Genomic DNA, 21,576 nt, shown 5'->3' with positions numbered 1-21,576 from the left:
TGTCTTTTGAAAGGAAACCGCCGTGTTAGAAGCTTACCGCAGCCATGTTGCCGAGCGTGCCGCCCTGGGGATCCCCCCGCTGCCGCTGAATGCCCAACAGACCGCTGATCTGGTCGAACTGCTGAAGAACCCGCCCAAAGGCGAAGAAGATTTTCTGGTTGAGCTGATCACCTACCGCGTGCCGGCGGGTGTGGATGACGCAGCCCGCGTCAAGGCCGGTTTCCTGGACGCCGTTGCCAAGGGTAGCGTCAAGTGCGCGCTGATCTCGCGTGTACGCGCTACCGAATTGCTGGGCACCATGCTCGGCGGTTACAACGTTAAGCCACTGATTGATCTGCTGGGCGATGCCGAATGTGGCGCCGCTGCTGCTGAAGGCCTCAAGAAGACCCTGCTGGTATTCGATTTCTTCCACGACGTAAAAGAACTGGCCGACAAGGGCAATGCCAACGCCAAGGGCGTTCTGCAATCCTGGGCTGATGGCGAGTGGTTCACATCGCGTCCTGAAGTGCCTGCTTCGCAGAAGCTGACCGTGCTCAAGGTTACCGGCGAAACTAATACCGATGATCTGTCGCCAGCACCCGATGCCTGGTCGCGTCCGGATATTCCGCTGCACGCACTGGCCATGCTGAAGAACCCACGTCCGGGTATCGATGCCGATGAGCCGGGTACCCGTGGCCCGATCAAGCAGCTAGAAGCGCTGGCCAAGAAGGGTAACCAGATCGCCTACGTCGGTGACGTGGTCGGTACCGGTTCGTCGCGTAAATCGGCCACCAACTCGGTGCTGTGGTTTACCGGTGAAGACATTCCCTACGTGCCGAACAAGCGTTTCGGCGGCGTCTGTCTGGGTTCGAAGATCGCCCCGATCTTCTTTAACACCATGGAAGATGCCGGTGCATTGCCGATCGAAATCGATGCCGGTCAAATGGACATGGGCGACGAGATCGAGCTGAAGGTTGATCAAGCCACAGCCAAGGTTACTGCACTCAAGAACGGCCAAGTCATTGCCGAATCGCAACTGAAGACCCCGGTCATTCTGGACGAAGTCCGTGCCGGTGGTCGTATTCCGCTGATCATTGGTCGTGGTCTCACCACCAAGGCCCGCGAAGCACTGGGTCTGCCCGTATCGACTCTGTTCCGTCTGCCACAAGATCCTGCCGATTCAGGCAAGGGCTTCTCGCTGGCCCAGAAGATGGTTGGTCGTGCCTGTGGTCTGCCGGAAGTAAATGGCAACCAGCGGGGCATCCGTCCGGGCACGTACTGTGAACCGAAGATGACCACCGTGGGTTCGCAAGATACCACTGGCCCCATGACCCGCGACGAGCTGAAGGATCTGGCTTGTCTGGGCTTCTCGGCCGATATGGTCATGCAGTCGTTCTGCCACACCGCCGCTTATCCGAAGCCGGTCGATGTGAAGATGCACCACGAGCTGCCCACCTTTATCGAAAACCGTGGCGGCGTTGCCCTGCGTCCGGGTGACGGCGTCATCCACTCGTGGCTCAACCGTCTGCTGTTGCCGGATACCGTCGGTACCGGTGGTGACTCGCACACCCGTTTCCCGATTGGTATTTCGTTCCCGGCTGGTTCGGGCCTCGTAGCCTTCGCCGCTGCCACCGGCGTGATGCCGCTGGATATGCCAGAATCGGTACTGGTTCGCTTCAAAGGCAAACTGCAGCCTGGCATCACCCTGCGCGACATGGTTAACGCCATTCCGCTGGCTGCCATCAAGCAAGGTCTGCTGACGGTTGAGAAGAAGGGCAAGAAGAACGTCTTCTCTGGCCGTATCCTCGAAATCGAAGGCCTGCCCGATCTGAAGGTGGAACAAGCCTTCGAACTGTCGGATGCTGCTGCTGAGCGTTCGGCTGCTGCCTGTGCCGTTCAACTGAACCCAGAGCCAATCGCCGAGTACCTGCGTTCGAACATCACCCTAATGAAGTGGATGATCGCCAACGGTTACCAGGACAAGCGTACGCTGGAGCGTCGTATCAAGGCCATGGAAGCCTGGATCGCCGATCCTAAGCTGCTGAAGGGCGACGCTGACGCAGAATACGCCGCCGTGATCGAAATCGACATGGACCAGATCAAAGAACCGATCGTGGCCTGCCCGAACGATCCGGATGACGTGAAGCTGCTGTCGGAAGTTGCTGGCGACAAGATCGACGAAGTATTCGTTGGTTCGTGTATGACCAACATCGGTCACTTCCGTGCCGCTTCCAAGCTGCTGGAAGGCAAGAGCGATATCCCGGTTCGCCTGTGGATCGCCCCGCCAACCAAGATGGATCAGCACGTGCTGACCGAAGAAGGCCACTACGGCGTTCTTGGTCGCACCGGTGCCCGTATGGAAATGCCGGGTTGCTCGCTGTGTATGGGTAACCAGGCACAGATCCGCAAGGGCTCGACCGCTATGTCGACCTCGACCCGTAACTTCCCGAACCGCCTCGGTATCGACACCCGCGTGTATCTGGGTTCGGCCGAACTGGCTTCGGTTTGTGCACTGCTGGGCAAGATTCCAACCCCGGCCGAGTACATGGAACACCAGGGCGTCATCAGCAAGAACGCAGACTCGATCTACCGCTACATGAACTTTGATCAGATCAAAGAGTTCAAGGACGTGGCAGATACGGTTAACGTCTAAGTTGATCTAGCTATAAGAAGAACCCGCCGCTCGCAAGACCGGCGGGTTTTTTTATGGTCGTTCAGCAAATGCTTGATTTTGTGTTTGTTGATGCGTATGATCGTACGTAATATAATGCGTATGATGAGGTGTGTATATGAGCAAGCTTTATGATGTTGCGGCTAAAAAAGGGCGTGTGACACTAAGCGTTAACCAGGATCTGCTGGAAAAGCTAGAACCCTATAAACAGCAGATTAATCTCTCTGCGCAGGCAGAGCAGCTCTTTGGGGATTTGCTTGTGCGTCTAGAACACAAAGCATGGGCTGAACGAAATAGCGGTGCGTTACAGCAACATGGGAAAGAGATTCTGATGAACGGTTTGGCTGGCTCAGAGTTCATTCGCGTGTGATCCATGGCGCAATTTGATATCTATAAAAACCCTGGTTCGAAAGCCAAAGAAGTCCCGTTCCTGGTCAGTGTGCAGAATGACCACATAACCAGTAGAACGGGAGCAACGGTTGTTATCCCCTTACGCGTAAATATGACGCCGGTCGAAACGCTGGCACCCGTAATGCATGTCTCCGGATTTGGAGCATGTGTTTTATCAACAGATGAGTTGTTTGCAATTGATACCACGCTGCTGAAGAAGCCTGTTGCAGTATTGTCTGCAGAAGATCGCACTAAGATTCGCCCGGCACTTGATAAAGTGTTTGGTGATTACTGACCATGGCTTATTTATGAAGGAGTGATTCCATGAAAAAATCGACCTCGATCGCAATCGTTGCTTTGCTTGTCACAGCAACCAGCCTTTCCCACGCCGAAACCCTCCGCGCCATTACGGTAGAGCAGAACGCCAGCTACGCCCTCGATACCGACAGCCTTGTGCAATCCAATGGCAAAACGGCTTTTAGCGTTCAGACGGTTTACACCAGCAAAATGAAAGCGCCGAATGGTGCGGAATACACCAAAGCCACCAACACCTTCCTGGCAGACTGCAAAGCCAAGACCCAAGCCTTAACAGGTGTGTCGCTCATGGAAGGCACGGGCAAGGTGGTTTACAGCTACAACCCAACCGTTACCGAAGCACCCATGATCACCCCCGAAAGAAATTCGCTCGATGCAAAGATCATGCAGACGGCGTGTGGGTTAAAGTAGTCTGTAGCAATACGAGCCCGCTGTAAATTTTCAGGCCACTAATCGTCAGAATTTTGGCGATAGTTGTGTTTTTTGAGATTGGTTGTTTATAATCGTCAAAAATCTAACGATTGGGTGGCTTATGTTACGCATCAAATCCGCATCAGACCTTGGTGCCGTTTTGCGGCAAACCAGAACTGTGCAGCAAATTCGGGCGGAAGATCTGGCGGCCATACTGGCCATTTCGCCGACGACACTGCGTCGGCTGGAGCAGGGGGCACCGCCTACGGCGGCCATAGCAACACTGTTCAATCTGCTTGACGAATTAGGGATCGAGTTACACCTCAGCCCACCGTCAGGCATTGGCACGGTCCCTTTGCCGGCTGCTCAGCAACCACCTGTTCGAACGCGCGTCAAAACATGATGGCTAAGGAACAAAGCGGGGGGCGCTTCCTTCGTGTGCTCATTGAAGGCCAGCCAGTCGGTCGCCTGTTTGAAAACTCGGGCGTCTGGGCCTTCGAGTACGAGGTTAGCTGGTGTGACACAGGTTTTGCATTAGCGCCTGGCTTGCCGCTACAACAGAGTCGCATTACTGACACGGGTAGTGAAAGACCCGTTCAGTGGTTTTTTGACAACCTGCTACCAGAAGAAATGGCGCGTCAGCGTCTTGTGGCATCACTGGAAAAAGGCGAATGGGATGCCTGGAGCCTGCTGGAACGATTTGGCAGCGAGTCTGCCGGTGCTATTACTTTACTGGCACCGGATGCCACGCTTGCAGCACCCGGTTTACAGTTAATGACCGACGCACAGCTAGAAGCGCGTATTCAGAAAATGCCCTTTGTTGCGCTCGGTAGCGAAGCGCCAAAAAAAATGTCTCTGGCGGGCGCGCAAGAAAAACTCGCCGTAGTTGTCGATGCGCAGGGCCTGATCTATGAACCAGTTGGTTCACAGCTATCAACGCACATACTCAAACCTAATGCGCTCAGCGAGCATTACCCGGCCAGTGCAGTCAATGAATGGTACTGCGCTCGTATTGCGCAATTACTCAAACTCAATGTGCCATCGGTCGCGCTGCGTTACGTGCCATCTTCTGTGTACATCATCGAACGTTTTGACCGACAGATCGTTGATGGGGCTCTAGCCCGGCGTCATGTGCTGGATGCCGCCCAGGCGTTGTCGTTATCCTCCGGCTCCAAATATACGTTGGCTGGCGCCGTAGCATTGAATAGCATCGTCGCTTTGTGTCGAGCCAAAGCACCCACCCGAATCGGATTGTTTCGCTGGACTGTGTTTAATGTGCTCATTGGTAATCACGATGCCCACCTGAAAAATCTATCTCTGTATGTCGGGCGAGAGGGTTACAGCCTTGCGCCGCATTATGATTTTGTGAGTACCGTATCCTGGGCTCGGCCAGATTTGGTAACCGTAGGCCCCCGCTGGCCAGATCTGGAGCTAACCCATCCTATAGGAGACGCACGCTTCTTCTCAGATCTACGACGTCAGGATGTTCTGGATTTTGGTGCAGCAATTAACTTGCCCATAAAATTAATTGAGCGCGAGCTGAATCGATTAGTGAACCAGATTTCAGACATCGCAGATCGCGTCTATCAGGAGTTCGAATCGCGAACAGATGTGCCTCACCAGCAGCGTGCTGGTCAACTTTACATGATCAACACCATACGACAGTTGCCCATCAAAGAAATGGTGGCGCAGTTGCGCAATTAATGATTGGATACTTAAGCGCCCTTTAAGGTATAGAGCGCATAAATACCATCATGCCTAAACACTCAGCTCATTTGCCATTTGGTCAATTTCAAGCACAAACGCTTGATAGCACCATTACGCATGAGAAATTAATGGCCCAGCTCAGTAGCTGGTCATCGCATTACAAGCCGCAGGATGTGAGCGAACGTTTCTACACGAAGCTGATCACTGCGCAGATCAACGGTTTAAAGCTGGTGGGTGTTGCCTGTGCACCCATACATACCGATCTGGTTGCCAAAGATTCGGCCATGGTTTGTGTAACGTTCAGTGGTGCCGAAAACCACTCGATTATCAACGGCAAGGATTATCACTACAGACCAACCGAGGCAGCAGTCTATGGCCCGGAGTGCCGGGCTGATGCGGATAAGCTTTGTGACAGTGCCAGGCCACAAGTAAAATGGGCGAATGAATAGAACCTCTAAAATTAATCGTGTGGCTAACCCCCGTAAAAAAATCGCCATTGCCTGTCAGGGCGGGGGGAGCCAGACGGCTTTTACGGCCGGTGTGTTGCAGGGTTTATTTGCCGCCGATATACAGAATTCTCACGACGTTCTGGCGTTGACGGGTACCTCTGGTGGTGCGTTAAATGCAGCGTTGGCCTGGTACGGTTTGTTGCAGAATGCGGCCGGTGATAAAACCCCGGTCGATCAGCGCATCGCCAACTTCTGGGATGAGCTCAAAGCGTCTGAGCCGATGGAGCAGTGGGTCGATATGATCGCCACCCAGATGCTTCGTGCCTCGGGTGCTGGCTATCTGCCCAAACTGGAAAGCAGCCCGTCATCGCATTTTAGCCAGATGCTCCAGAAATCCATGAGCTATCTGTTGCCGCGCACGAACTACACCGATTTCAAGGGCTTGATTGAGAGCCATATTGATTTTGAAGTAGCCGCCAGATTGAATCAGCCGGACAGTACGACATTGCTGATGGGGGCGGCTGATGTGCTGAAGGGTAAGATGAAAATCTTCAACTCGCGTGAAGATGCCATCACCCCGGAAACCATTATGGCCTCAGCAGCGATTCCGAGCGTGTTCCCGGCGGTACAGATTGGTAACGATTATTACTGGGATGGTTTGTTCTCTTCGAACCCGCCATTAAGCCCCTTGTTGCGGCCAATCCGTATGGGCAATAGCCGCATGCCAGAAGAGATCTGGATTGTGATGATTGATCCATTGGAATATCACAAAGTCCCAACATCACCCGATGAGATTCTGGAGCGGCGCACGCAGATGACGAGCAATATCTCGCTCGTTCAGGATATTGAAAAGATCGCCATGCAGTGGATCATGGTCAATAACGGCGGCGTAAAGCCGGAGTACCTGGAAGGTATCGGGTTTGGGCATGCCCAGCAGTTGCGTATTCGCTTTATCAAGATCTCCGAAGATATCCAGAAAACGCTGGATTACTCGAGCAAGCTATCGCGCAGCCCGCAGCTGATCGATGGTCTGATTGCCGAAGGTAAAGCGCAGGCCGAGCAGTTTCTGCGATCGCTCAGCGAACCGGGTCTGACGCCGTTGGAGGCACTACAGCAGATATCCGCCTAACGGCACAATCACAGATCAACGCGCACACTCATGATCATCGAGTCAGCAGTTGGCAGGCTGAGAAACTCCTGGGGTTGCTGGGCATTGCGATACATAACGCGGAAGAGGTAGCGGCGCCAGAGCCACATACCAGGGGCCGGGTTGATGCCTATAGCCCAGTGACTGATAAAAAACGAGACCGGGTCGGGGTGAGCAGTAATGCCAACCGGCCAGTGGGCCTGGATCTCATCAGGAATGGATATCCGTTCCATGAACCCGCAGTTCATCTGTAGCTGGAGAAATCCTTTATTGCACAGGGCAACCTGCAACCGGTCTTCCGGCGCAACATAGGGTGTTAGTGCATATTTGATACAGAGCAGGGCGACCTGTTCGTGCACCACGCCAAAGTGATGCATGGTGGCCCGTAGTCCTTTGGGTGTGAGGTGCAGGTCGTTAACCAGATAGACCGCTGCGCCTTTAACGCGTGGGGTCTGATCGGTGATTTCTTCGGCGATGAATGTCGTGATCGGGATCACATCGGCTTTGTTACGCTGAATCAGGGTAATGCGGCCACGGTTCCAAGTGGTCATGATGATGATCATGCCGAGGCTCAGTAATAGCGGTAGCCAGCCACCCTCTAACAGTTTGAGGGTATTCGAGGCAAAGAACACCGTATCAATGAGGATGAAAGCGCTGGCCCCCAGAATGGCGCGCCAGGTATGCCAGCGCCAGATGTTGATGACGGCCACAATAGCCAGGAAATCGGTAATGAGCATGGTGCCCGTGACGGCAATGCCGTACGCAGAACCCAGGGCGCTGGAGGATTGGAAAATCAGTATCACAGCCACGACACATATCGCCAGCAGCGTATTGACGATGGGTACGTAAACCTGCCCGAGGGATTCTGCGGATGTCTGCATAATCCGCATATGTGGGAGAAAGCCGAGCTGCCAGGCCTGGCGCGTCATGGAGAAGGCCCCGGAAATCACGGCCTGCGAGGCAATCACCGTGGCGATGGTGGCCAGAATGATCAGCGCCGGGTGCAGCACGGCGGGAGCCATCATGTAGAACAAATTGCTCAGCGCATCCGGTTGCGTCAGGAGTAGTGCGCCCTGGCCAAAGTAGTTGAGCACCAGCGAAGGCAGCACCAGCCCGATCCAGACAATGCGGATGGGCAGCGGGCCGAAGTGACCCATGTCGGCGTAGAGTGCTTCTGCACCGGTAAGACAGAGCACCACGGCACCGAGGGCAAAGAAGGCCAATGGACCATGGGTGAGCAGGAATTCGATGCCGTGCAGGGGGTTCAGGGCGGCTAAAACGCCTGGGTGCTGCAGAATGTTGAAGACACCGAGGGCACCAATGGCAATAAACCAGATCAGCATGATCGGGCCGAAGAAGAGGCCGATGGTGCCGGTGCCCCGCCGCTGTGTCCAGAAGAGTGCGAGCAAAATGCCGAGCGCTACGGGGATGACCATGTCTTTGAGGTCTGGCGAAATCAGTTCCAGCCCTTCAACCGCCGAGAGGACGGAAATGGCCGGTGTGATGACCCCATCGCCATAGAAAAATGAGGCGCCGAGCAGGCCAAGAATGAGCAGGATGCGGCGCTTTGCAGAGTCCGAATCCTCGCGAATGTGGCGCATGGCAAGCGCCATCAGCGCCATGATGCCGCCTTCGCCGTGGTTGTCGGCTCGCATCATGAAGATGACGTACTTAAGCGTCACCACCATCATGAGTGACCAGAAGAATAGGGATAGCACGCCGTAAATGTTAGCTTCACTCACCGGCACCGAATGGATGCCGTTGGCGAATACCTGCTCAAAGGCGTAGAGCGGGCTGGTGCCGATATCACCGAACACAATACCCAAGGCGGCGAGACTGAGTGCCTGCAGGGATTTTTTGGTGGTTGCTTCAGAACTGCTCATGGTTTGGCTTAGACGATTGTATAACTGTCGATTATATCAATCGAAGCTATGCATCTACTTCGGGGTAAAATATAAAAAAGCCCCGGAGTTTTTAACCGCCGGGGCTTTTTATGACTGCTTAAGCAGGTTGCTTAGCCGCAGGTACCCACGGCACCACAGGCGGTGCAGAAGTCGCAACCATCCTTGCGGATCATGGTGGTGTTGCCGCATTCGCCACACAGTTTGCCTTGTACTGGCTTCACGGCACCATCTTCCGTTGGCGCTTGCAGAATACCCATCTGCTTCAGCGGGAAGCCATTCTCATCGAGAATGCCCAGCATGGCGTAGCGATGCAGGATCAGGTGGGCCAGGTAGGCAATGGTCGACGGGTAGGTCTGTTGCTTACGCGAACCCGGTACGAAGGCCAGCATGTCGCCCAGGGGTTCCGGGTAATCGAGCAGCTTGCGCAGCTTCATGCCGATCCAGGCAGGGTCAATGACGCGCATGTCGGTCGATAGCAGTTTTGACAAACCATCCAGGGCGCGTGGGTAGTTACCTGACAGCCACATCGAGTAGGGTCGGCTGACGCCGTCCGGCAGGGTGATTTCCTTCAGGCCCAGTACGAAGTCTTCACCGGTATTCGGGTTGAAGATGTCGACGGTCCAAGACAACGTGCCGTCGGTGCCGGTTTTCGGTTCTTTGGCGCTCATCAGGGCGTCGTACACCGGAGTCGGTAGATCCTGCTTGAACCAGCCGAGTTGCTCGACGCGGTAACGCACCAGTTGAGCGAAGGCCGACACCGAGGAGGACATCAGCTGACGCTCACCGTTGGGCGGGAAGGCCATGTCAAAGGATTCGCCGGCCGACGGGGTGTTCGACAACGAGTCGAGCTTCAGCTTCAGCCAGGCCGGGTCGTTGGCGCGCATGTCCATCGACAGGGTTTTGGCCACGGCACCCAGGCCGCGCGGTTGATCCGGGCCATTGACCCACACTTCGAATGGCCAGTTTTTGGCCTCCTGCTCAACGTGACCGACAAACAGCGCGAATTTGCCGAACGGGCCGTCAATCATGTAGGTCCAGGCCAGGTTGCCTTCAGGCAGGTTCGGGCGGTTCGGCCAGCGCAGCGAGGAGAGTACGGGTGCTGGCAGATCCTTGATGTGCAGACGACGGTTGGCGTCGTTGGTCACAAAGTCCTGTGGCTGCTTCTGCGCTTCTTCCTGCTTCGGCGTATCGACCGACAGGACCGAACCCAGCACGCTGTTCGGACGATAGGTGGCCAGACCCTTCAGACCAGCCTTCCAGGCTTGCATGTACAGATCCTGGAAGTCTTCGTACGGGTAGTCGGCCGGGACGTTCACCGTCTTCGAGATCGAGGTATCGATGTACGGGGCTACGGCAGCCACCATATCCTTGTGCGCCTTGGCTGACAGTTCCAGCGCCGTCACAAAGTAATCCGGCAGGTTATTGACGTCGCCGCCCAGATGGCGGTACAGACGCCAGGCGTGATCTTCAACGGCGTATTCTTTAATGGTGCCGTCGGCCATGCGCTTCTTGCGGGTGTAGGTCCACGAGAAGGCTGGTTCGATACCGTTCGATGCGTTATCGGCAAAGGCCAGCGAGATGGTGCCGGTCGGTGCAATTGACAGCAGGTGCGAGTTACGCAGACCGTGTTTACGAATCTCGGCTTTCACCTCGCTCGACAGTCGCGAGGCAAAGTTGCCGCCCGACAGGTACAGCTCGGCGTTAAACAGCGGGAAAGCGCCGCGCTCTTTGGCCAGATCAACCGAAGTCAGATAGGCGGTGTCGCGCATGAACTCGGAAATCTTCGAAGCCATGGCCAATGCTTCTTGCGAGTCATAACGCAGCTTAAGCATGTACAGGGCATCACCCAGACCGGTGAAGCCCAGACCGACGCGGCGTTTGTTCATGGCTTCCTGGTGCTGATTCGGCAGCGGCCAGTGGGTGGCGTCGAGCACGTTGTCCAGCATACGGGTCGAAATCTTGACCACTTCACCGAAGGCGGCGAAATCGAACTCAGCCTTCTCGCCAAAGGGATCAATCACGAAGTGGGTGAGGTCGATCGAACCCAGACAGCAGCAGCCGTATGGCGGCAGCGGTTGTTCGGCACACGGATTGGTGGCTTCGATCAGCTCGCAGTAGTTGAGGTTGTTGTCCTTGTTCATGCGATCCAGGAACAGGATGCCCGGCTCGGCATGATCGTAGGTGGACTGCATGACCTGATCCCACAGATCACGGGCGCGTACCTTGCGATAGACCCAAAGGCCGTCTTCACGCTTGTAGGCGCCATCAGCAATGATTTCTTCGTTTGGCTCGGCCACATGCACGAGTTCCACGAAGTCATCGCCTTCCACGGCCTTCATGAATGGGTCAGTAACGCCGATCGAGATGTTGAAGTTGGTCAGGTCGCCTTTGTCTTTGGCGTGGATGAACAGTTCGATATCCGGGTGATCGCAACGCATGACCCCCATCTGGGCACCACGGCGTGCGCCAGCCGACTCCACGGTTTCGCACGAGCGGTCGAACACACGCATGTACGAGACAGGGCCCGAAGCGCGGGAGTGGGTGCCTTTAACGCGGGCGCCTTGTGGGCGGATCGACGAGAAGTCGTAACCCACACCACCACCGCGACGCATGGTTTCGGCAGCTTCGGCCAGGGCGGTGTAGATGCCCGGGCGACCATTCACGGTTTCAACGACCGAATCACCGACCGGCTGCACAAAGCAGTTGATCAGTGTGGCCTGCAGGTCGGTCCCGGCCGCCGAGTTGATACGGCCGGCTGGGACGAAGCCATGCTCTTGCGCCCAGAGAAATTTACCTTCCCACTTGGCACGGTGCTTTTCATCTTCGACCTTGGCCAGGGCGCGGGCTACGCGGGCACGGACTTCAGCGATCGATTGTTCGTTACCTTTGGCGTACTTTTCTACCAGAACCTCAGTACAGATTTCCTGAGGGGGCAGGGTGGCACGTGCGCTGGCGGCGGTCTGCGGGGCGTTTGTCTCGGTTGTCATTATGTTGTCCCTGATGAAATGGTTGGCGGGCAATACAGAGAAAATTCGTATGACTGAAATTTACTACATCTAGTGTCCAACTACAAACTTTTCTCTATATATAGTGTTTGCAGCCAAACTCTGCTGCATCAAGGACTTGCGCCGGGCAGCCCTTGGAAGCCCTTGATTTGTCTGCCTGAAAATTTTTTTTCACGTTGGAACAACGGTGGTGGGCGGATTTTTCAGCCAGACACGCCCGGCAGGTGCGTCGTTAATATGTTTGTTGCATGGCAACATGGCTGAGCCCATGCTGGACAGGGAAGCCGGGCCCCGCGTGCTAGAATCTAGCCCATATTTCGTCTGTTTTTTTGTTGGTTGTTCGTTCACTCAAGCGCTAAATTCTATGTCCGGAAATACGATCGGTACCCTGTTTACAGTCACCTCGTTTGGCGAATCCCACGGTCCAGCGATTGGCTGCGTGGTTGATGGTTGCCCCCCGGGCTTGGCGATTACCGAAGCCGATATTCAGGCAGAACTGGATCGCCGTAAACCGGGTACGTCACGTCATGTCACGCAGCGTCGAGAACCCGATTCGGTAGAAATTCTGTCGGGTGTATTCGAGGGTAAAACCACCGGCGCGCCGATTGGTTTGCTGATTCGCAATACCGATCAGCGGAGCAAGGACTACGGCAACATCTCGGAGCAGTTCCGCCCTGGGCATGCCGATTACACCTATTGGCAAAAATACGGCATTCGCGACTACCGCGGCGGCGGTCGTTCATCGGCCCGTGAAACTGCCGTGCGTGTTGCCGCCGGGGCTGTTGCCCGCAAATGGTTGTTCGAGCGTTATGGCATTACGATCCAGGGCTGGATGGATCAACTCGGCCCGATTGAGATTCCCTTTGTTGCGGCAGATCAGATCGACCAGAACCCGTTCTTTGCGCCGAACAATGAGATTGTTCCCGAGCTTGAAGCTTATATGGATGCCTTGCGTAAAGACGGCGATTCGGTAGGTGGCGGCATTACGGTCGTTGCCCGCGGTGTACCCGCCGGTTGGGGTGAGCCTGTTTACGACCGATTTGACGCGGACCTGGCGCATGCGCTTATGAGCATCAATGCCGTTAAGGGTGTAGAAATCGGTGCCGGGTTTGATTCGATAGTTCAGCGTGGTACCGAACATGGCGATGAAATTACGCCGCAGGGTTTCTTGAGCAATAACGCCGGTGGTGTGCTGGGGGGTATTACAACGGGGCAAGATGTCGTGGCGCGCGTCGCGATTAAACCAACCTCGAGCATTCGCACGCCGCGTCGGAGTATCAACGTCCGTAACGAGGAAGTGCTGGTTGAAACTTTCGGCCGTCACGATCCATGTGTGGCGATTCGTGCCACACCGATTGCCGAATCCATGATGGCGATTGTGTTGATGGATCACGCCTTGCGGCATCGTGCCCAATGTGGCGATGTGGATTCGGGTTTACCAGCGGTGCCAAATGCGGTACCGGCTTCGGCACCGCGTGCCTGAGCCATTGAACGTTCTTTAGGTTCCGTTCTCTGATGACTGGCGTGCCGCTCCCGTATTGGCGGCTCTCGCTCTATTACTTTTTCTACTTCGCGTTTATCGGCGTTTTTTCGCCGTATTTCACACTCTATCTGCAGGGCTTGAGTCTCAGTGCGGCGGATATTGCCTTGCTGATGTCGCAGATGCAGTTGATGCGCCTGCTGGCGCCCACGTTCTGGGGCTGGCTGGCCGATAAGCGGGGGCGTCGGGTCGACATCATCCGGCTATCTGCCCTGTGTGCCTGTGTGGGGTTCACGGGTTTCTTCCTGACGGATGATTTTATTCATCTGTTCATCCCCATGACGCTGATGGCCTTCTTCTGGAGCGCTTCGCTGCCACTGGTGGAAAGCCTGACCTTTGTGCACCTCAAAGACCAGCCGCAGCGCTATAGCCAGATCCGCGTCTGGGGTTCGGTGGGGTTTATTGTGGCCGTTCTGCTGGGCGGTGCCTTGCTCGATGATCTGCCCATCTCCGATGTGCCGATGATGGTCTTTGTGGTGCTCATTGGCATTCTGGTCATGGCATTTAAAGTACCGGAGGGGTTGCACCTTCCCCGAACCGGCGCCGCCGAGGCAGCAGATGAGGCGCTGGCGTCACTGGGTTCGGTCATGCGTGAGCGTCGTGTCTGGATGCTCTTGCTTGCCTGTTTTCTGATGTCCTCGGCGCACGGCGTGTATTACGTGTTTTATTCCATCCACCTGGATGCACTGGGGTATAGCAAGGGCATGATCGGTTTGCTCTGGTCGCTCGGGGTGCTCGTCGAGATTGGCCTGTTTATGGTGATGGCACCCTTGATGAAGCGCTATAGCTTGCGGCTCTTGTTGCTGGTGACCTATGCAGTTGCAGTCGTACGTTTTCTGATGATCGGGTGGGGCGGCGAATCGCTGATTCTGTTGCTGATTGCCCAGACGATGCATGGCGTGACCTTCGGGGTGCATCATGCGGCATCGATTGCGGCAGTGAATGACTGGTTCCCAAAACATATCCATGCCAGGGGGCAGGCGCTGTATTCGAGCCTGTCTTTCGGGGGTGGCGGTTTGTTCGGTGGTCTTGTCAGTGGCCTGGTCTGGGATCCGCTCGGTGCGGGTTGGGCGTTCACATTGGGTGCATTTTTTGCACTGGCCGGCTGGTTCTGTATTGCTAAGGGCATGTCTGTAGCGGCTGAAACCCCAAACAGCGCGCCCCTTGTGCGATAATTTCCGGCTCTGGGCCGTGCTTGGCACGGCATTGCATCTACGGAATTCGCCATGGCAAAAACACTTTACGATAAATTGTGGGAAAACCACGTTGTCCGTCAGGAAGAAGACGGCACAGCGCTGATCTATATCGACCGTCATCTGGTGCACGAAGTGACCAGCCCGCAGGCCTTTGAAGGTTTGCGCCTGGCGGATCGCAAGGCATGGCGGATTGAGTCTGTGGTTGCCACGGCAGACCACAATACACCGACCGATGGCTGGGAAAAGGCCGAAGGCACAGCCTGTATTGATGACGAAATCTCCCGCCTGCAGGTCGATACCCTCGATGCCAACATTCGCGCAAACGGCGCGTTGGCTTATTTCCCCTTCAAAGATGTGCGTCAGGGCATCGTGCACGTGGTTGGTCCGGAGCAGGGCGCCACACTACCGGGTATGACCGTCGTTTGCGGTGATTCGCATACATCAACGCATGGTGCGTTTGCTGCACTCGCTTTTGGTATCGGCACCTCCGAAGTCGAGCACGTGCTGGCCACGCAGACACTGGTTTCCAAAAAATCCAAGTCGATGCTGATTCGCGTTGATGGCCCGGTTGGTAAGGGTGTCGGCGCCAAGGACATCGTGCTGGCCATCATCGGCAAGATCGGCACCGCCGGTGGTACGGGCTACGCCATCGAATTTGCTGGCAGCGCCATTCGTGGTTTGTCGATGGAAGGTCGTATGACCGTTTGCAATATGGCCATTGAAGCGGGCGCACGTGCCGGTATGGTGGCGGTGGATGATACGACCATCAATTACGTACAAGGCCGTAATTTCGCGCCAAAGGGCAGCGATTGGGATAAGGCCGTGGCTTACTGGCGCACGCTGCACACCGATGAGGGTGCCAAGTTCGACAAGGTGGTTGAGCTTGATGCACGCGCGATTCAGCCGCAAGTGACCTGGGGTACCTCACCGGAAATGGTGATCGGCATCAACGAGATGATTCCTGATCCGGCGAAGGAGCAGGATCCGGTGAAGCGCGAAGGGATGGAACGCGCGCTGGCCTATATGGGCCTGAATCCGAACACACCGATTGCCGGTGTGCCCGTCGACAAGATTTTTATCGGTTCTTGCACCAACTCACGTATCGAAGATTTGCGTCAGGCGGCTGCCATTGTGCGCGGCCGTTCGGTCGCCGCGACTGTGAAACTGGCGCTGGTGGTGCCGGGTTCGGGTCTCGTTAAGCGTCAGGCCGAAGAAGAGGGTCTGGACAAGATTTTCAAGGCCGCAGGCTTTGAATGGCGTGAGCCGGGTTGTTCGATGTGTCTGGGTATGAACGCCGATCGTATGTCACCGGGTGAGCGTTGTGCCTCGACCTCGAATCGTAACTTTGAAGGCCGTCAGGGTCCGATGGGTCGTACCCATCTGGTGAGCCCGATCATGGCCGCCGCTGCGGCAATTGCCGGCCGCTTTGTTGATGTGCGGGAGGTGCTGTAATGGATAAGTTTGTTGTGCTGGATGGCCTGGTGGCGCCGCTGGATCGCGCCAATGTCGATACCGATGCCATCATCCCGAAGCAGTTTCTGAAGTCGATTAACCGTTCGGGTTTTGGTCCGTTCGCATTTGACGAATGGCGTTACATGGATGTGGGGCAGCCAGGCCAGGATTGCACCAACCGCCCATTGAATCCGCAGTTCTCGCTGAACCAGCCGCAGTTCAAGGGCGCCTCGGTGCTGCTCACCCGCCAGAACTTCGGTTGCGGCAGCTCACGTGAACATGCGCCATGGGCGCTGCTCGACTATGGCTTCCGCGCCATCATTGCCGAATCTTTTGCCGACATTTTCTTCAACAACTGTTTCAAAAACGGCATTCTGCCGATCGTATTGCCAACGCAAGTGGTCGATCGCCTCTTTGCCGAAACGCTGGCAACGCCAGGTTACCGCCTGGTGGTAGATCTGCCGAATCAGGTGGTGCGAACACCATCGGGGGATGCGATTCCTTTTGACGTGGATGCTTTCCGCAAGGAATGTCTGATCAACGGTTGGGATGATATTGGCCTGACCCTACGTCATGCTGATGCGATTCACGCCTATGAAGATCATCGCCGTAACGAACAGCCCTGGTTGTTTGCTAAATAATTCTCTGGAGTATTTCTGATGTCTCGCAAGATTCTCGTACTGCCGGGTGACGGCATTGGCCCTGAAATCACTGCCGAAGCGGTGCGTGTGCTTGAAGCACTGAATAAGGATGGCCTTGGTTTGGAAATCAGCACCGGTCTGCTCGGCGGCTGTGCCGTTGATGCCACCGGTGAACCGTATCCGGCCGAAACCCGGTCTAAGGCCGAAGCGGCCGACGCTGTGCTGTTGGGTGCAGTGGGTGGCCCGCAGTGGGATACGTTGCCGCGTGAACAACGCCCGGAGCGTGGTCTCCTCGGCATTCGCAAGCACCTGAACCTGTTTGCCAACCTGCGTCCGGCGATTCTGTATCCCGAACTAGCTAATGCCTCGTCGCTCAAGCCTGAAGTCGTATCGGGTCTGGATATCCTGATCGTGCGCGAACTCACCGGTGACATCTACTTCGGTCAGCCACGTGGCGTTGAAGAACGCGATACGGAGTGGGGCCGCCAGAAGGTCGGCTTCAACACCATGGTCTACGCCGAGAGCGAAATCCGTCGTATCGCCCATGTGGCTTTCCAGGCCGCTCAGAAGCGCGGCAAAAAACTGTGCTCAGTCGATAAGATGAATGTGCTGGAATGTACCCAGTTCTGGCGTGATATCTTCGAAGAGATCGCCAAGGAGTATCCGGACGTTCAGCTATCGCACATGCTGGTCGATAACGCCGCCATGCAGCTTGTTCGTGCGCCGAAGCAGTTCGATGTGATGGTCACCGGCAATATGTTCGGCGATATCCTGTCGGATGAAGCCTCAATGCTCACGGGTTCGATCGGCATGCTGCCGTCGGCCTCGCTGGATGAGAACAACAAGGGTCTGTACGAGCCATCGCATGGTTCCGCCCCGGATATCGCCGGTAAGGGTGTGGCCAACCCGTTGGCCACGATTCTGTCCGCCGCCATGCTCCTGCGCTACACTTTCGGTTTAGAAGCCGAAGCGGTGCGTATCGAGAATGCGGTGCGTACGGTGTTGGCACAGGGTTATCGTACGGCCGACATTTATGAAGAGGGCACCCGCAAAGTCGGTACCCGCGAGATGGGCGATGCTGTTCTGGCAGCACTGTAATTGAAGTTATATCAATAAATAGCAGTTCACACGGAGATAAGAGTCATGGCAAAGCCTGTCGTTGGTCTGGTCGGTTGGCGCGGTATGGTGGGTTCGGTCCTCATGCAGCGCATGCAGGAAGAAAAGGACTTCGCCCACATTGAGCCAGTGTATTTCTCGACGTCGAATGCAGGCGGTGATGCGCCGGCGTTTGGTGGTGTGAGCTCGGGTGAAAAGCTACAAGACGCCAGCAACATCGAAGCGCTCAAGAAGATGGACATTATCCTGACGTGTCAGGGTGGCGACTACACCAAAGAGGTGTATCCGAAGCTACGCGCTGCCGGCTGGAACGGTCACTGGATTGATGCTGCTTCGGCATTGCGTATGGCTGATGATGCCGTGATCGTGCTCGACCCGGTAAATCGTGATGTGATCGATGCCTCGCTGGGCAAGGGTGGTAAAAACTGGATCGGCGGCAACTGTACCGTCTCGCTGATGCTGATGGGTCTGGGTGGTCTGTTCGAGCACAAGCTCATTGACTGGGTCTCGTCGATGACTTACCAGGCGGCCTCGGGTGCCGGTGCGCAGAACATGCGTGAATTGATTGCGCAGATGGGCGCGATCCATGAGTCGGTGGCCGATCTGCTGGCTGATCCGAAGTCGGCCATTCTCGAGATCGACCGCAAGGTTGCCGAAACGATTCGTTCGGATGCGTTCCCGAAAAAGAACTTCCGTAACACCCCGCTGGCCGGTTCGTTGATTCCTTGGATCGATGTCCCGGTGGAGCATGGCCAGTCGAAAGAAGAATGGAAGGGCGGCGCCGAGTGCAACAAGATCCTCGGTAACCCGGCATTCCGTTCGGCGGGCTCGATCCCCATCGATGGCCTGTGTGTTCGTATCGGCGCCATGCGCTGTCACTCGCAAGCGCTGACCATCAAGCTGAAGAAGGATGTACCGCTGGATGAAGTGAACGACATCCTGGCCAAGGCCAATGATTGGGTGAAAGTGGTGCCGAATGATCGCGAGATCAGCGAGCGTGAACTGACCCCGGCTGCCGTGACCGGTACGCTGACCGTACCGGTGGGCCGTCTGCACAAGATGGCCATGGGTCCGGATTATCTGGCCGCCTTCACCTGTGGCGATCAGCTTCTGTGGGGCGCCGCAGAACCACTGCGCCGCATGTTGAGAATCTTGGTTACTGGTTAAACCATGCTTCCGTAGTGATGCATACGCCTCGCTTCTGCGGGGCGTTGTCTTTGTTAATTTCTGGTATTTATGAATATTCCTGATTGGGTCTGGGTCGTCATCTGTCTGACGCTGCTGCTGCTCGGATTGCAGCTGGGGGTTTCGCTCGGCCGTACCGGTGAGAGCGCCCGCCACGGCAAGGACCCCAAATCCGACCACGATGACCGGCCGCGTGCCGGTGCGCAGCCCAAGGTCGATTGGGGGTCAATCAATCTGGATCTGTCGGCACCCACTCAAGACAAACCCCGCGATCGATAGATTGATGTCCCTGATGACACTGCACCACGCTTCACTCTCGCCGGCGATGAAACTGATCGCGGTGCTAGCGATGGCGGTGGTGTTGCAGTCAACGCCGGGCTTGGTGCTGGCTGTCTTGTTGAGTCTCTGGATGCTGGCGGCGCACCGCGCCCGTTTCCTGAAGTTGTTGCGGCGGGTGCGTTTGCTGATACTGGTGCTTTTTGCGGTGACCCTGTTGATGACACCTGGGGCTGCACTTTTCCCCGCCTGGGGCTTGTACCCGACGGCCGAGGGCGTGGTATTGGCGCTGACGCAGCTGCTGCGACTGCTAGGCATGCTGGCAGTCGTGACCTGGTTATTGGAGACGACGGACGATGAGGCGCTGGCTGCGGGTTCGCTGGCCTTGCTTCAGCCGCTGGCGGGGAAGAGGGATTGGCCCGAGCGGGCCGTGGCCCGCTTGCTGTTGGTCTTTCATTACCTCGAAGCCGCGCCAAAGCCGCGCAACCTGCACGATATTCTGGCGCTGGCGCGCGCCGGGGATGGTAGGCCGCACGACGGGGCAGCGCTCGAAGGCGTGCCTCATCAAATTACGCTGGATGGTGCCGTGCTCACGGCGCGTGATTGCGCCTTTGCTGTCATCGCTTTCACGGGTGCGGCCTTGTGTCTGTTGCTCGGAGCGCAAGGATGACTCAAGAGCGCGTTCAACGATGGGCTCTGGGGGTCGAGTATGACGGGGCGGCCTTTCATGGCTGGCAGCGTCAGCCGCCTTCGGCACAGGCGGTGCTGGGTCGGCCGGCGGGGGCTATGCTGGCCACGGTGCAGGCGGCTTTAGAGACGGCTATGTCGCAGATTGCCGCGCATACGGTGCAGATTGTCTGTGCCGGTCGTACTGATGCGGGTGTGCATGCCACAGGTCAGGTGATTCACTTTGACGCCCCGGTGCTACGGCCGGAAACGGCCTGGGTCCGTGGTGTCAATGCCTTGTTGCCGGATTCCTGCGCGGTGCGCTGGGCGCAACCGGTACCGGATGCGTTTCATGCACGCTTCAGTGCCACTGGTCGTCGCTATCGCTATCTCCTGCTCAATCGACCGGAACGACCGGCGGTGTTTGCTGGTCGCGTCGGTTGGTACCACCGACCACTGGATGCCGGTCTGATGGCCGAGGCTGCAGCATCGATTCTCGGCACGCATGATTTCAGCGCCTTCCGGGCGGCTGAATGTCAGGCCAATAGCCCGGTGCGGACGCTGACCCGTGCCCACGTGGTCCGACAGGGGGATTGGCTGGTGTTTGATTTCGCGGCCAACGCTTTTTTGCAGCATATGATCCGTAACCTGGTGGGCGCGCTGGTGCAGATCGGTAAGGGTGGTGCGCCTGTGATGGCAATGGCCGACTGGCTGGCGCAGCGTAACCGGACACTGGCGCCGCCAACCTTTATGCCGGATGGTCTGTATCTGACCGGGGTCGATTATGATGCTATGTGGCATTTGCCAGCGGCAACGGCCGATGGTGGGCAGGGCGACCCCCTGCAGATGTTCAATTGCTGAATTTTGACGGATAGCCTGATGAGCCCTATTGCACAAAATACTGTCTGCCGTATCAAAGTCTGTGGCCTGACCCGCACGGAAGACGTGCAGGCTGCCGTGGCGGCAGGCGTGGATGCGATTGGCCTGGTTTTCTATGCCGACAGTCCGCGTCATGTGACGATTTCCCAGGCCAAAGACCTGTGTCGCCACATTCCGCCCTTTGTCACGGTGGTGGGGCTGTTTGTCAATGCCTCCCGGGCCGAAGTTCATCGTGTGATCGAAGACGTGCCCCTCAATCTACTGCAATTTCACGGGGATGAAACGGTGGCGCAGTGTGAGGGCTTCGGTCTGCCTTATCTGCGGGCGGCACGGGTCCGGCCGGGGGTGGATCTGTTAGAATTCGCTTCGCAATTTCCCTCGGCGCGCGCGCTGTTGCTCGACACCTGGACCCCGGCTTACGGCGGGAGCGGTGAGTCGTTTGACTGGGCGCTGGTGCCGTCTTCCTGCCCCTTGCCGGTGATTCTGTCCGGTGGTCTGAACCCGGAGAATGTGGCTGCGGCCATTACCCAGGTGCAGCCGGTGGCGGTGGATGTGTCTTCCGGGGTCGAAGTCGCCAAAGGCATCAAGGATGCCGACAAAATTCGTGCTTTTGTCAGCGCTGTACGCGGTGCCTGACGGGAGCAAGC

The 21,576-nt window shown here is 56.5% G+C and carries 20 protein-coding genes; 18 read left to right on the top strand and 2 right to left on the bottom strand.

Annotated features, from left to right (window positions below):
• Positions 1-22 precede the first annotated feature (22 nt).
• From AC3GOJ_RS03050 to AC3GOJ_RS03015, 8 genes are all read left to right on the top strand, one after another.
• Positions 23-2,632: a bifunctional aconitate hydratase 2/2-methylisocitrate dehydratase gene (locus tag AC3GOJ_RS03050; RefSeq protein WP_488235994.1), complete on the top strand. Its 2,610-nt coding sequence runs from the start codon at positions 23-25 to the stop codon at positions 2,630-2,632.
• A 136-nt stretch (positions 2,633-2,768) separates the two neighbouring features.
• Positions 2,769-3,020 carry a type II toxin-antitoxin system CcdA family antitoxin gene (locus AC3GOJ_RS03045; RefSeq protein ID WP_488235993.1) on the top strand — a complete coding sequence of 84 codons (252 nt, stop codon included), beginning with the start codon at positions 2,769-2,771 and terminating at the stop codon, positions 3,018-3,020.
• Positions 3,021-3,023: 3 nt separating this feature from the next.
• Positions 3,024-3,335 carry a CcdB family protein gene (locus AC3GOJ_RS03040; protein ID WP_488235992.1) on the top strand — a complete coding sequence of 104 codons (312 nt, stop codon included), beginning with the start codon at positions 3,024-3,026 and terminating at the stop codon, positions 3,333-3,335.
• 29 nt (positions 3,336-3,364) lie between these two features.
• Entirely contained in the window at positions 3,365-3,766 is a 402-nt protein-coding gene (locus AC3GOJ_RS03035) for a surface-adhesin E family protein (RefSeq protein WP_488235991.1), read from the top strand.
• Positions 3,767-3,887: 121 nt separating this feature from the next.
• On the top strand, positions 3,888-4,169 hold the full coding sequence (locus AC3GOJ_RS03030) for a helix-turn-helix domain-containing protein (protein WP_488235990.1): 282 nt from the start codon (positions 3,888-3,890) through the stop codon (positions 4,167-4,169).
• A complete protein-coding gene (locus AC3GOJ_RS03025; protein WP_488235989.1) occupies positions 4,166-5,470 on the top strand; it encodes a HipA domain-containing protein in 1,305 nt (434 codons plus the stop codon). The genes AC3GOJ_RS03030 and AC3GOJ_RS03025 overlap by 4 nt, the downstream gene beginning before the upstream one ends.
• A gap of 50 nt (positions 5,471-5,520) precedes the next feature.
• Positions 5,521-5,922 carry a hypothetical protein gene (locus tag AC3GOJ_RS03020; protein ID WP_488235988.1) on the top strand — a complete coding sequence of 134 codons (402 nt, stop codon included), beginning with the start codon at positions 5,521-5,523 and terminating at the stop codon, positions 5,920-5,922.
• On the top strand, positions 5,915-7,051 hold the full coding sequence (locus tag AC3GOJ_RS03015) for a patatin-like phospholipase family protein (RefSeq protein WP_488235987.1): 1,137 nt from the start codon (positions 5,915-5,917) through the stop codon (positions 7,049-7,051). The genes AC3GOJ_RS03020 and AC3GOJ_RS03015 overlap by 8 nt, the downstream gene beginning before the upstream one ends.
• An 8-nt stretch (positions 7,052-7,059) precedes the next feature.
• Here AC3GOJ_RS03015 and AC3GOJ_RS03010 read toward each other — a convergent pair whose 3' ends face one another.
• Entirely contained in the window at positions 7,060-8,952 is a 1,893-nt protein-coding gene (locus tag AC3GOJ_RS03010) for a potassium transporter Kup (protein WP_488235986.1), read from the bottom strand.
• A gap of 131 nt (positions 8,953-9,083) precedes the next feature.
• Positions 9,084-11,960 carry an adenosylcobalamin-dependent ribonucleoside-diphosphate reductase gene (locus tag AC3GOJ_RS03005; RefSeq protein ID WP_488235985.1) on the bottom strand — a complete coding sequence of 959 codons (2,877 nt, stop codon included), beginning with the start codon at positions 11,958-11,960 and terminating at the stop codon, positions 9,084-9,086.
• A gap of 382 nt (positions 11,961-12,342) precedes the next feature.
• Between AC3GOJ_RS03005 and aroC the strand changes: the two genes are divergently transcribed.
• The 10 genes from aroC (at position 12,343) to AC3GOJ_RS02955 (ending at position 21,565) form a co-directional block, all read left to right on the top strand.
• Positions 12,343-13,461 carry a chorismate synthase gene (gene aroC / locus AC3GOJ_RS03000; RefSeq protein ID WP_488235984.1) on the top strand — a complete coding sequence of 373 codons (1,119 nt, stop codon included), beginning with the start codon at positions 12,343-12,345 and terminating at the stop codon, positions 13,459-13,461.
• A 32-nt stretch (positions 13,462-13,493) separates the two neighbouring features.
• The gene (locus AC3GOJ_RS02995; protein ID WP_488235983.1) at positions 13,494-14,693 is read left to right on the top strand and encodes an MFS transporter; all 1,200 of its coding nucleotides are present in this window, start codon (positions 13,494-13,496) and stop codon (positions 14,691-14,693) included.
• Positions 14,694-14,744: 51 nt separating this feature from the next.
• On the top strand, positions 14,745-16,166 hold the full coding sequence (gene leuC / locus AC3GOJ_RS02990) for a 3-isopropylmalate dehydratase large subunit (protein ID WP_488235982.1): 1,422 nt from the start codon (positions 14,745-14,747) through the stop codon (positions 16,164-16,166).
• Positions 16,166-16,807 (top strand): 3-isopropylmalate dehydratase small subunit, encoded by a 642-nt coding sequence (leuD, locus tag AC3GOJ_RS02985; RefSeq protein WP_488235981.1) that lies wholly within the window; start codon positions 16,166-16,168, stop codon positions 16,805-16,807. The genes leuC and leuD overlap by 1 nt, the downstream gene beginning before the upstream one ends.
• Positions 16,808-16,825: 18 nt before the next feature.
• Complete coding sequence (gene leuB / locus AC3GOJ_RS02980; RefSeq protein ID WP_488235980.1) at positions 16,826-17,905, top strand: 3-isopropylmalate dehydrogenase; 1,080 nt, start codon at positions 16,826-16,828, stop codon at positions 17,903-17,905.
• Positions 17,906-17,950: 45 nt separating this feature from the next.
• Positions 17,951-19,090: an aspartate-semialdehyde dehydrogenase gene (asd, locus tag AC3GOJ_RS02975; protein WP_488235979.1), complete on the top strand. Its 1,140-nt coding sequence runs from the start codon at positions 17,951-17,953 to the stop codon at positions 19,088-19,090.
• 69 nt (positions 19,091-19,159) lie between these two features.
• Positions 19,160-19,387 (top strand): hypothetical protein, encoded by a 228-nt coding sequence (locus tag AC3GOJ_RS02970; protein ID WP_488235978.1) that lies wholly within the window; start codon positions 19,160-19,162, stop codon positions 19,385-19,387.
• Positions 19,388-19,391: 4 nt separating this feature from the next.
• Entirely contained in the window at positions 19,392-20,054 is a 663-nt protein-coding gene (locus tag AC3GOJ_RS02965; RefSeq protein WP_488235977.1) for a CbiQ family ECF transporter T component, read from the top strand.
• Positions 20,051-20,911, top strand: a complete 861-nt coding sequence (truA, locus tag AC3GOJ_RS02960; protein ID WP_488235976.1) for a tRNA pseudouridine(38-40) synthase TruA — start codon at positions 20,051-20,053, stop codon at positions 20,909-20,911. Before AC3GOJ_RS02965 ends, truA begins: the two co-directional genes overlap by 4 nt.
• Before the next feature lie 18 nt (positions 20,912-20,929).
• Complete coding sequence (locus AC3GOJ_RS02955) at positions 20,930-21,565, top strand: phosphoribosylanthranilate isomerase (RefSeq protein WP_488235975.1); 636 nt, start codon at positions 20,930-20,932, stop codon at positions 21,563-21,565.
• Positions 21,566-21,576: the final 11 nt, after the last annotated feature.

Source organism: Fluviibacter sp., from assembly GCF_057744235.1.
The sequence above is the reverse complement of the archived record's forward strand: the minus strand, read 5'-3'. Positions and strand labels throughout refer to the sequence as shown.

Excerpts from the sequence above, each read along its gene's own strand:
- leuC (WP_488235982.1), top strand. The coding sequence starts at position 14,745 with ATGGCAAAAACACTTTACGATAAATTGTGGGAAAACCACGTTGTCCGT.
- AC3GOJ_RS03015 (WP_488235987.1), top strand. The coding sequence starts at position 5,915 with ATGAATAGAACCTCTAAAATTAATCGTGTGGCTAACCCCCGTAAAAAA.
- AC3GOJ_RS02970 (WP_488235978.1), top strand. The coding sequence starts at position 19,160 with ATGAATATTCCTGATTGGGTCTGGGTCGTCATCTGTCTGACGCTGCTG.
- AC3GOJ_RS03010 (WP_488235986.1), bottom strand. The coding sequence starts at position 8,952 with ATGAGCAGTTCTGAAGCAACCACCAAAAAATCCCTGCAGGCACTCAGT.
- leuB (WP_488235980.1), top strand. The coding sequence starts at position 16,826 with ATGTCTCGCAAGATTCTCGTACTGCCGGGTGACGGCATTGGCCCTGAA.
- leuD (WP_488235981.1), top strand. The coding sequence starts at position 16,166 with ATGGATAAGTTTGTTGTGCTGGATGGCCTGGTGGCGCCGCTGGATCGC.
- asd (WP_488235979.1), top strand. The coding sequence starts at position 17,951 with ATGGCAAAGCCTGTCGTTGGTCTGGTCGGTTGGCGCGGTATGGTGGGT.
- aroC (WP_488235984.1), top strand. The coding sequence starts at position 12,343 with ATGTCCGGAAATACGATCGGTACCCTGTTTACAGTCACCTCGTTTGGC.
- truA (WP_488235976.1), top strand. The coding sequence starts at position 20,051 with ATGACTCAAGAGCGCGTTCAACGATGGGCTCTGGGGGTCGAGTATGAC.
- AC3GOJ_RS03025 (WP_488235989.1), top strand. The coding sequence starts at position 4,166 with ATGATGGCTAAGGAACAAAGCGGGGGGCGCTTCCTTCGTGTGCTCATT.
- AC3GOJ_RS02995 (WP_488235983.1), top strand. The coding sequence starts at position 13,494 with ATGACTGGCGTGCCGCTCCCGTATTGGCGGCTCTCGCTCTATTACTTT.
- AC3GOJ_RS03040 (WP_488235992.1), top strand. The coding sequence starts at position 3,024 with ATGGCGCAATTTGATATCTATAAAAACCCTGGTTCGAAAGCCAAAGAA.
- AC3GOJ_RS03030 (WP_488235990.1), top strand. The coding sequence starts at position 3,888 with ATGTTACGCATCAAATCCGCATCAGACCTTGGTGCCGTTTTGCGGCAA.
- AC3GOJ_RS03005 (WP_488235985.1), bottom strand. The coding sequence starts at position 11,960 with ATGACAACCGAGACAAACGCCCCGCAGACCGCCGCCAGCGCACGTGCC.
- AC3GOJ_RS02965 (WP_488235977.1), top strand. The coding sequence starts at position 19,392 with ATGTCCCTGATGACACTGCACCACGCTTCACTCTCGCCGGCGATGAAA.
- AC3GOJ_RS03045 (WP_488235993.1), top strand. The coding sequence starts at position 2,769 with ATGAGCAAGCTTTATGATGTTGCGGCTAAAAAAGGGCGTGTGACACTA.
- AC3GOJ_RS02955 (WP_488235975.1), top strand. The coding sequence starts at position 20,930 with ATGAGCCCTATTGCACAAAATACTGTCTGCCGTATCAAAGTCTGTGGC.
- AC3GOJ_RS03020 (WP_488235988.1), top strand. The coding sequence starts at position 5,521 with ATGCCTAAACACTCAGCTCATTTGCCATTTGGTCAATTTCAAGCACAA.
- AC3GOJ_RS03035 (WP_488235991.1), top strand. The coding sequence starts at position 3,365 with ATGAAAAAATCGACCTCGATCGCAATCGTTGCTTTGCTTGTCACAGCA.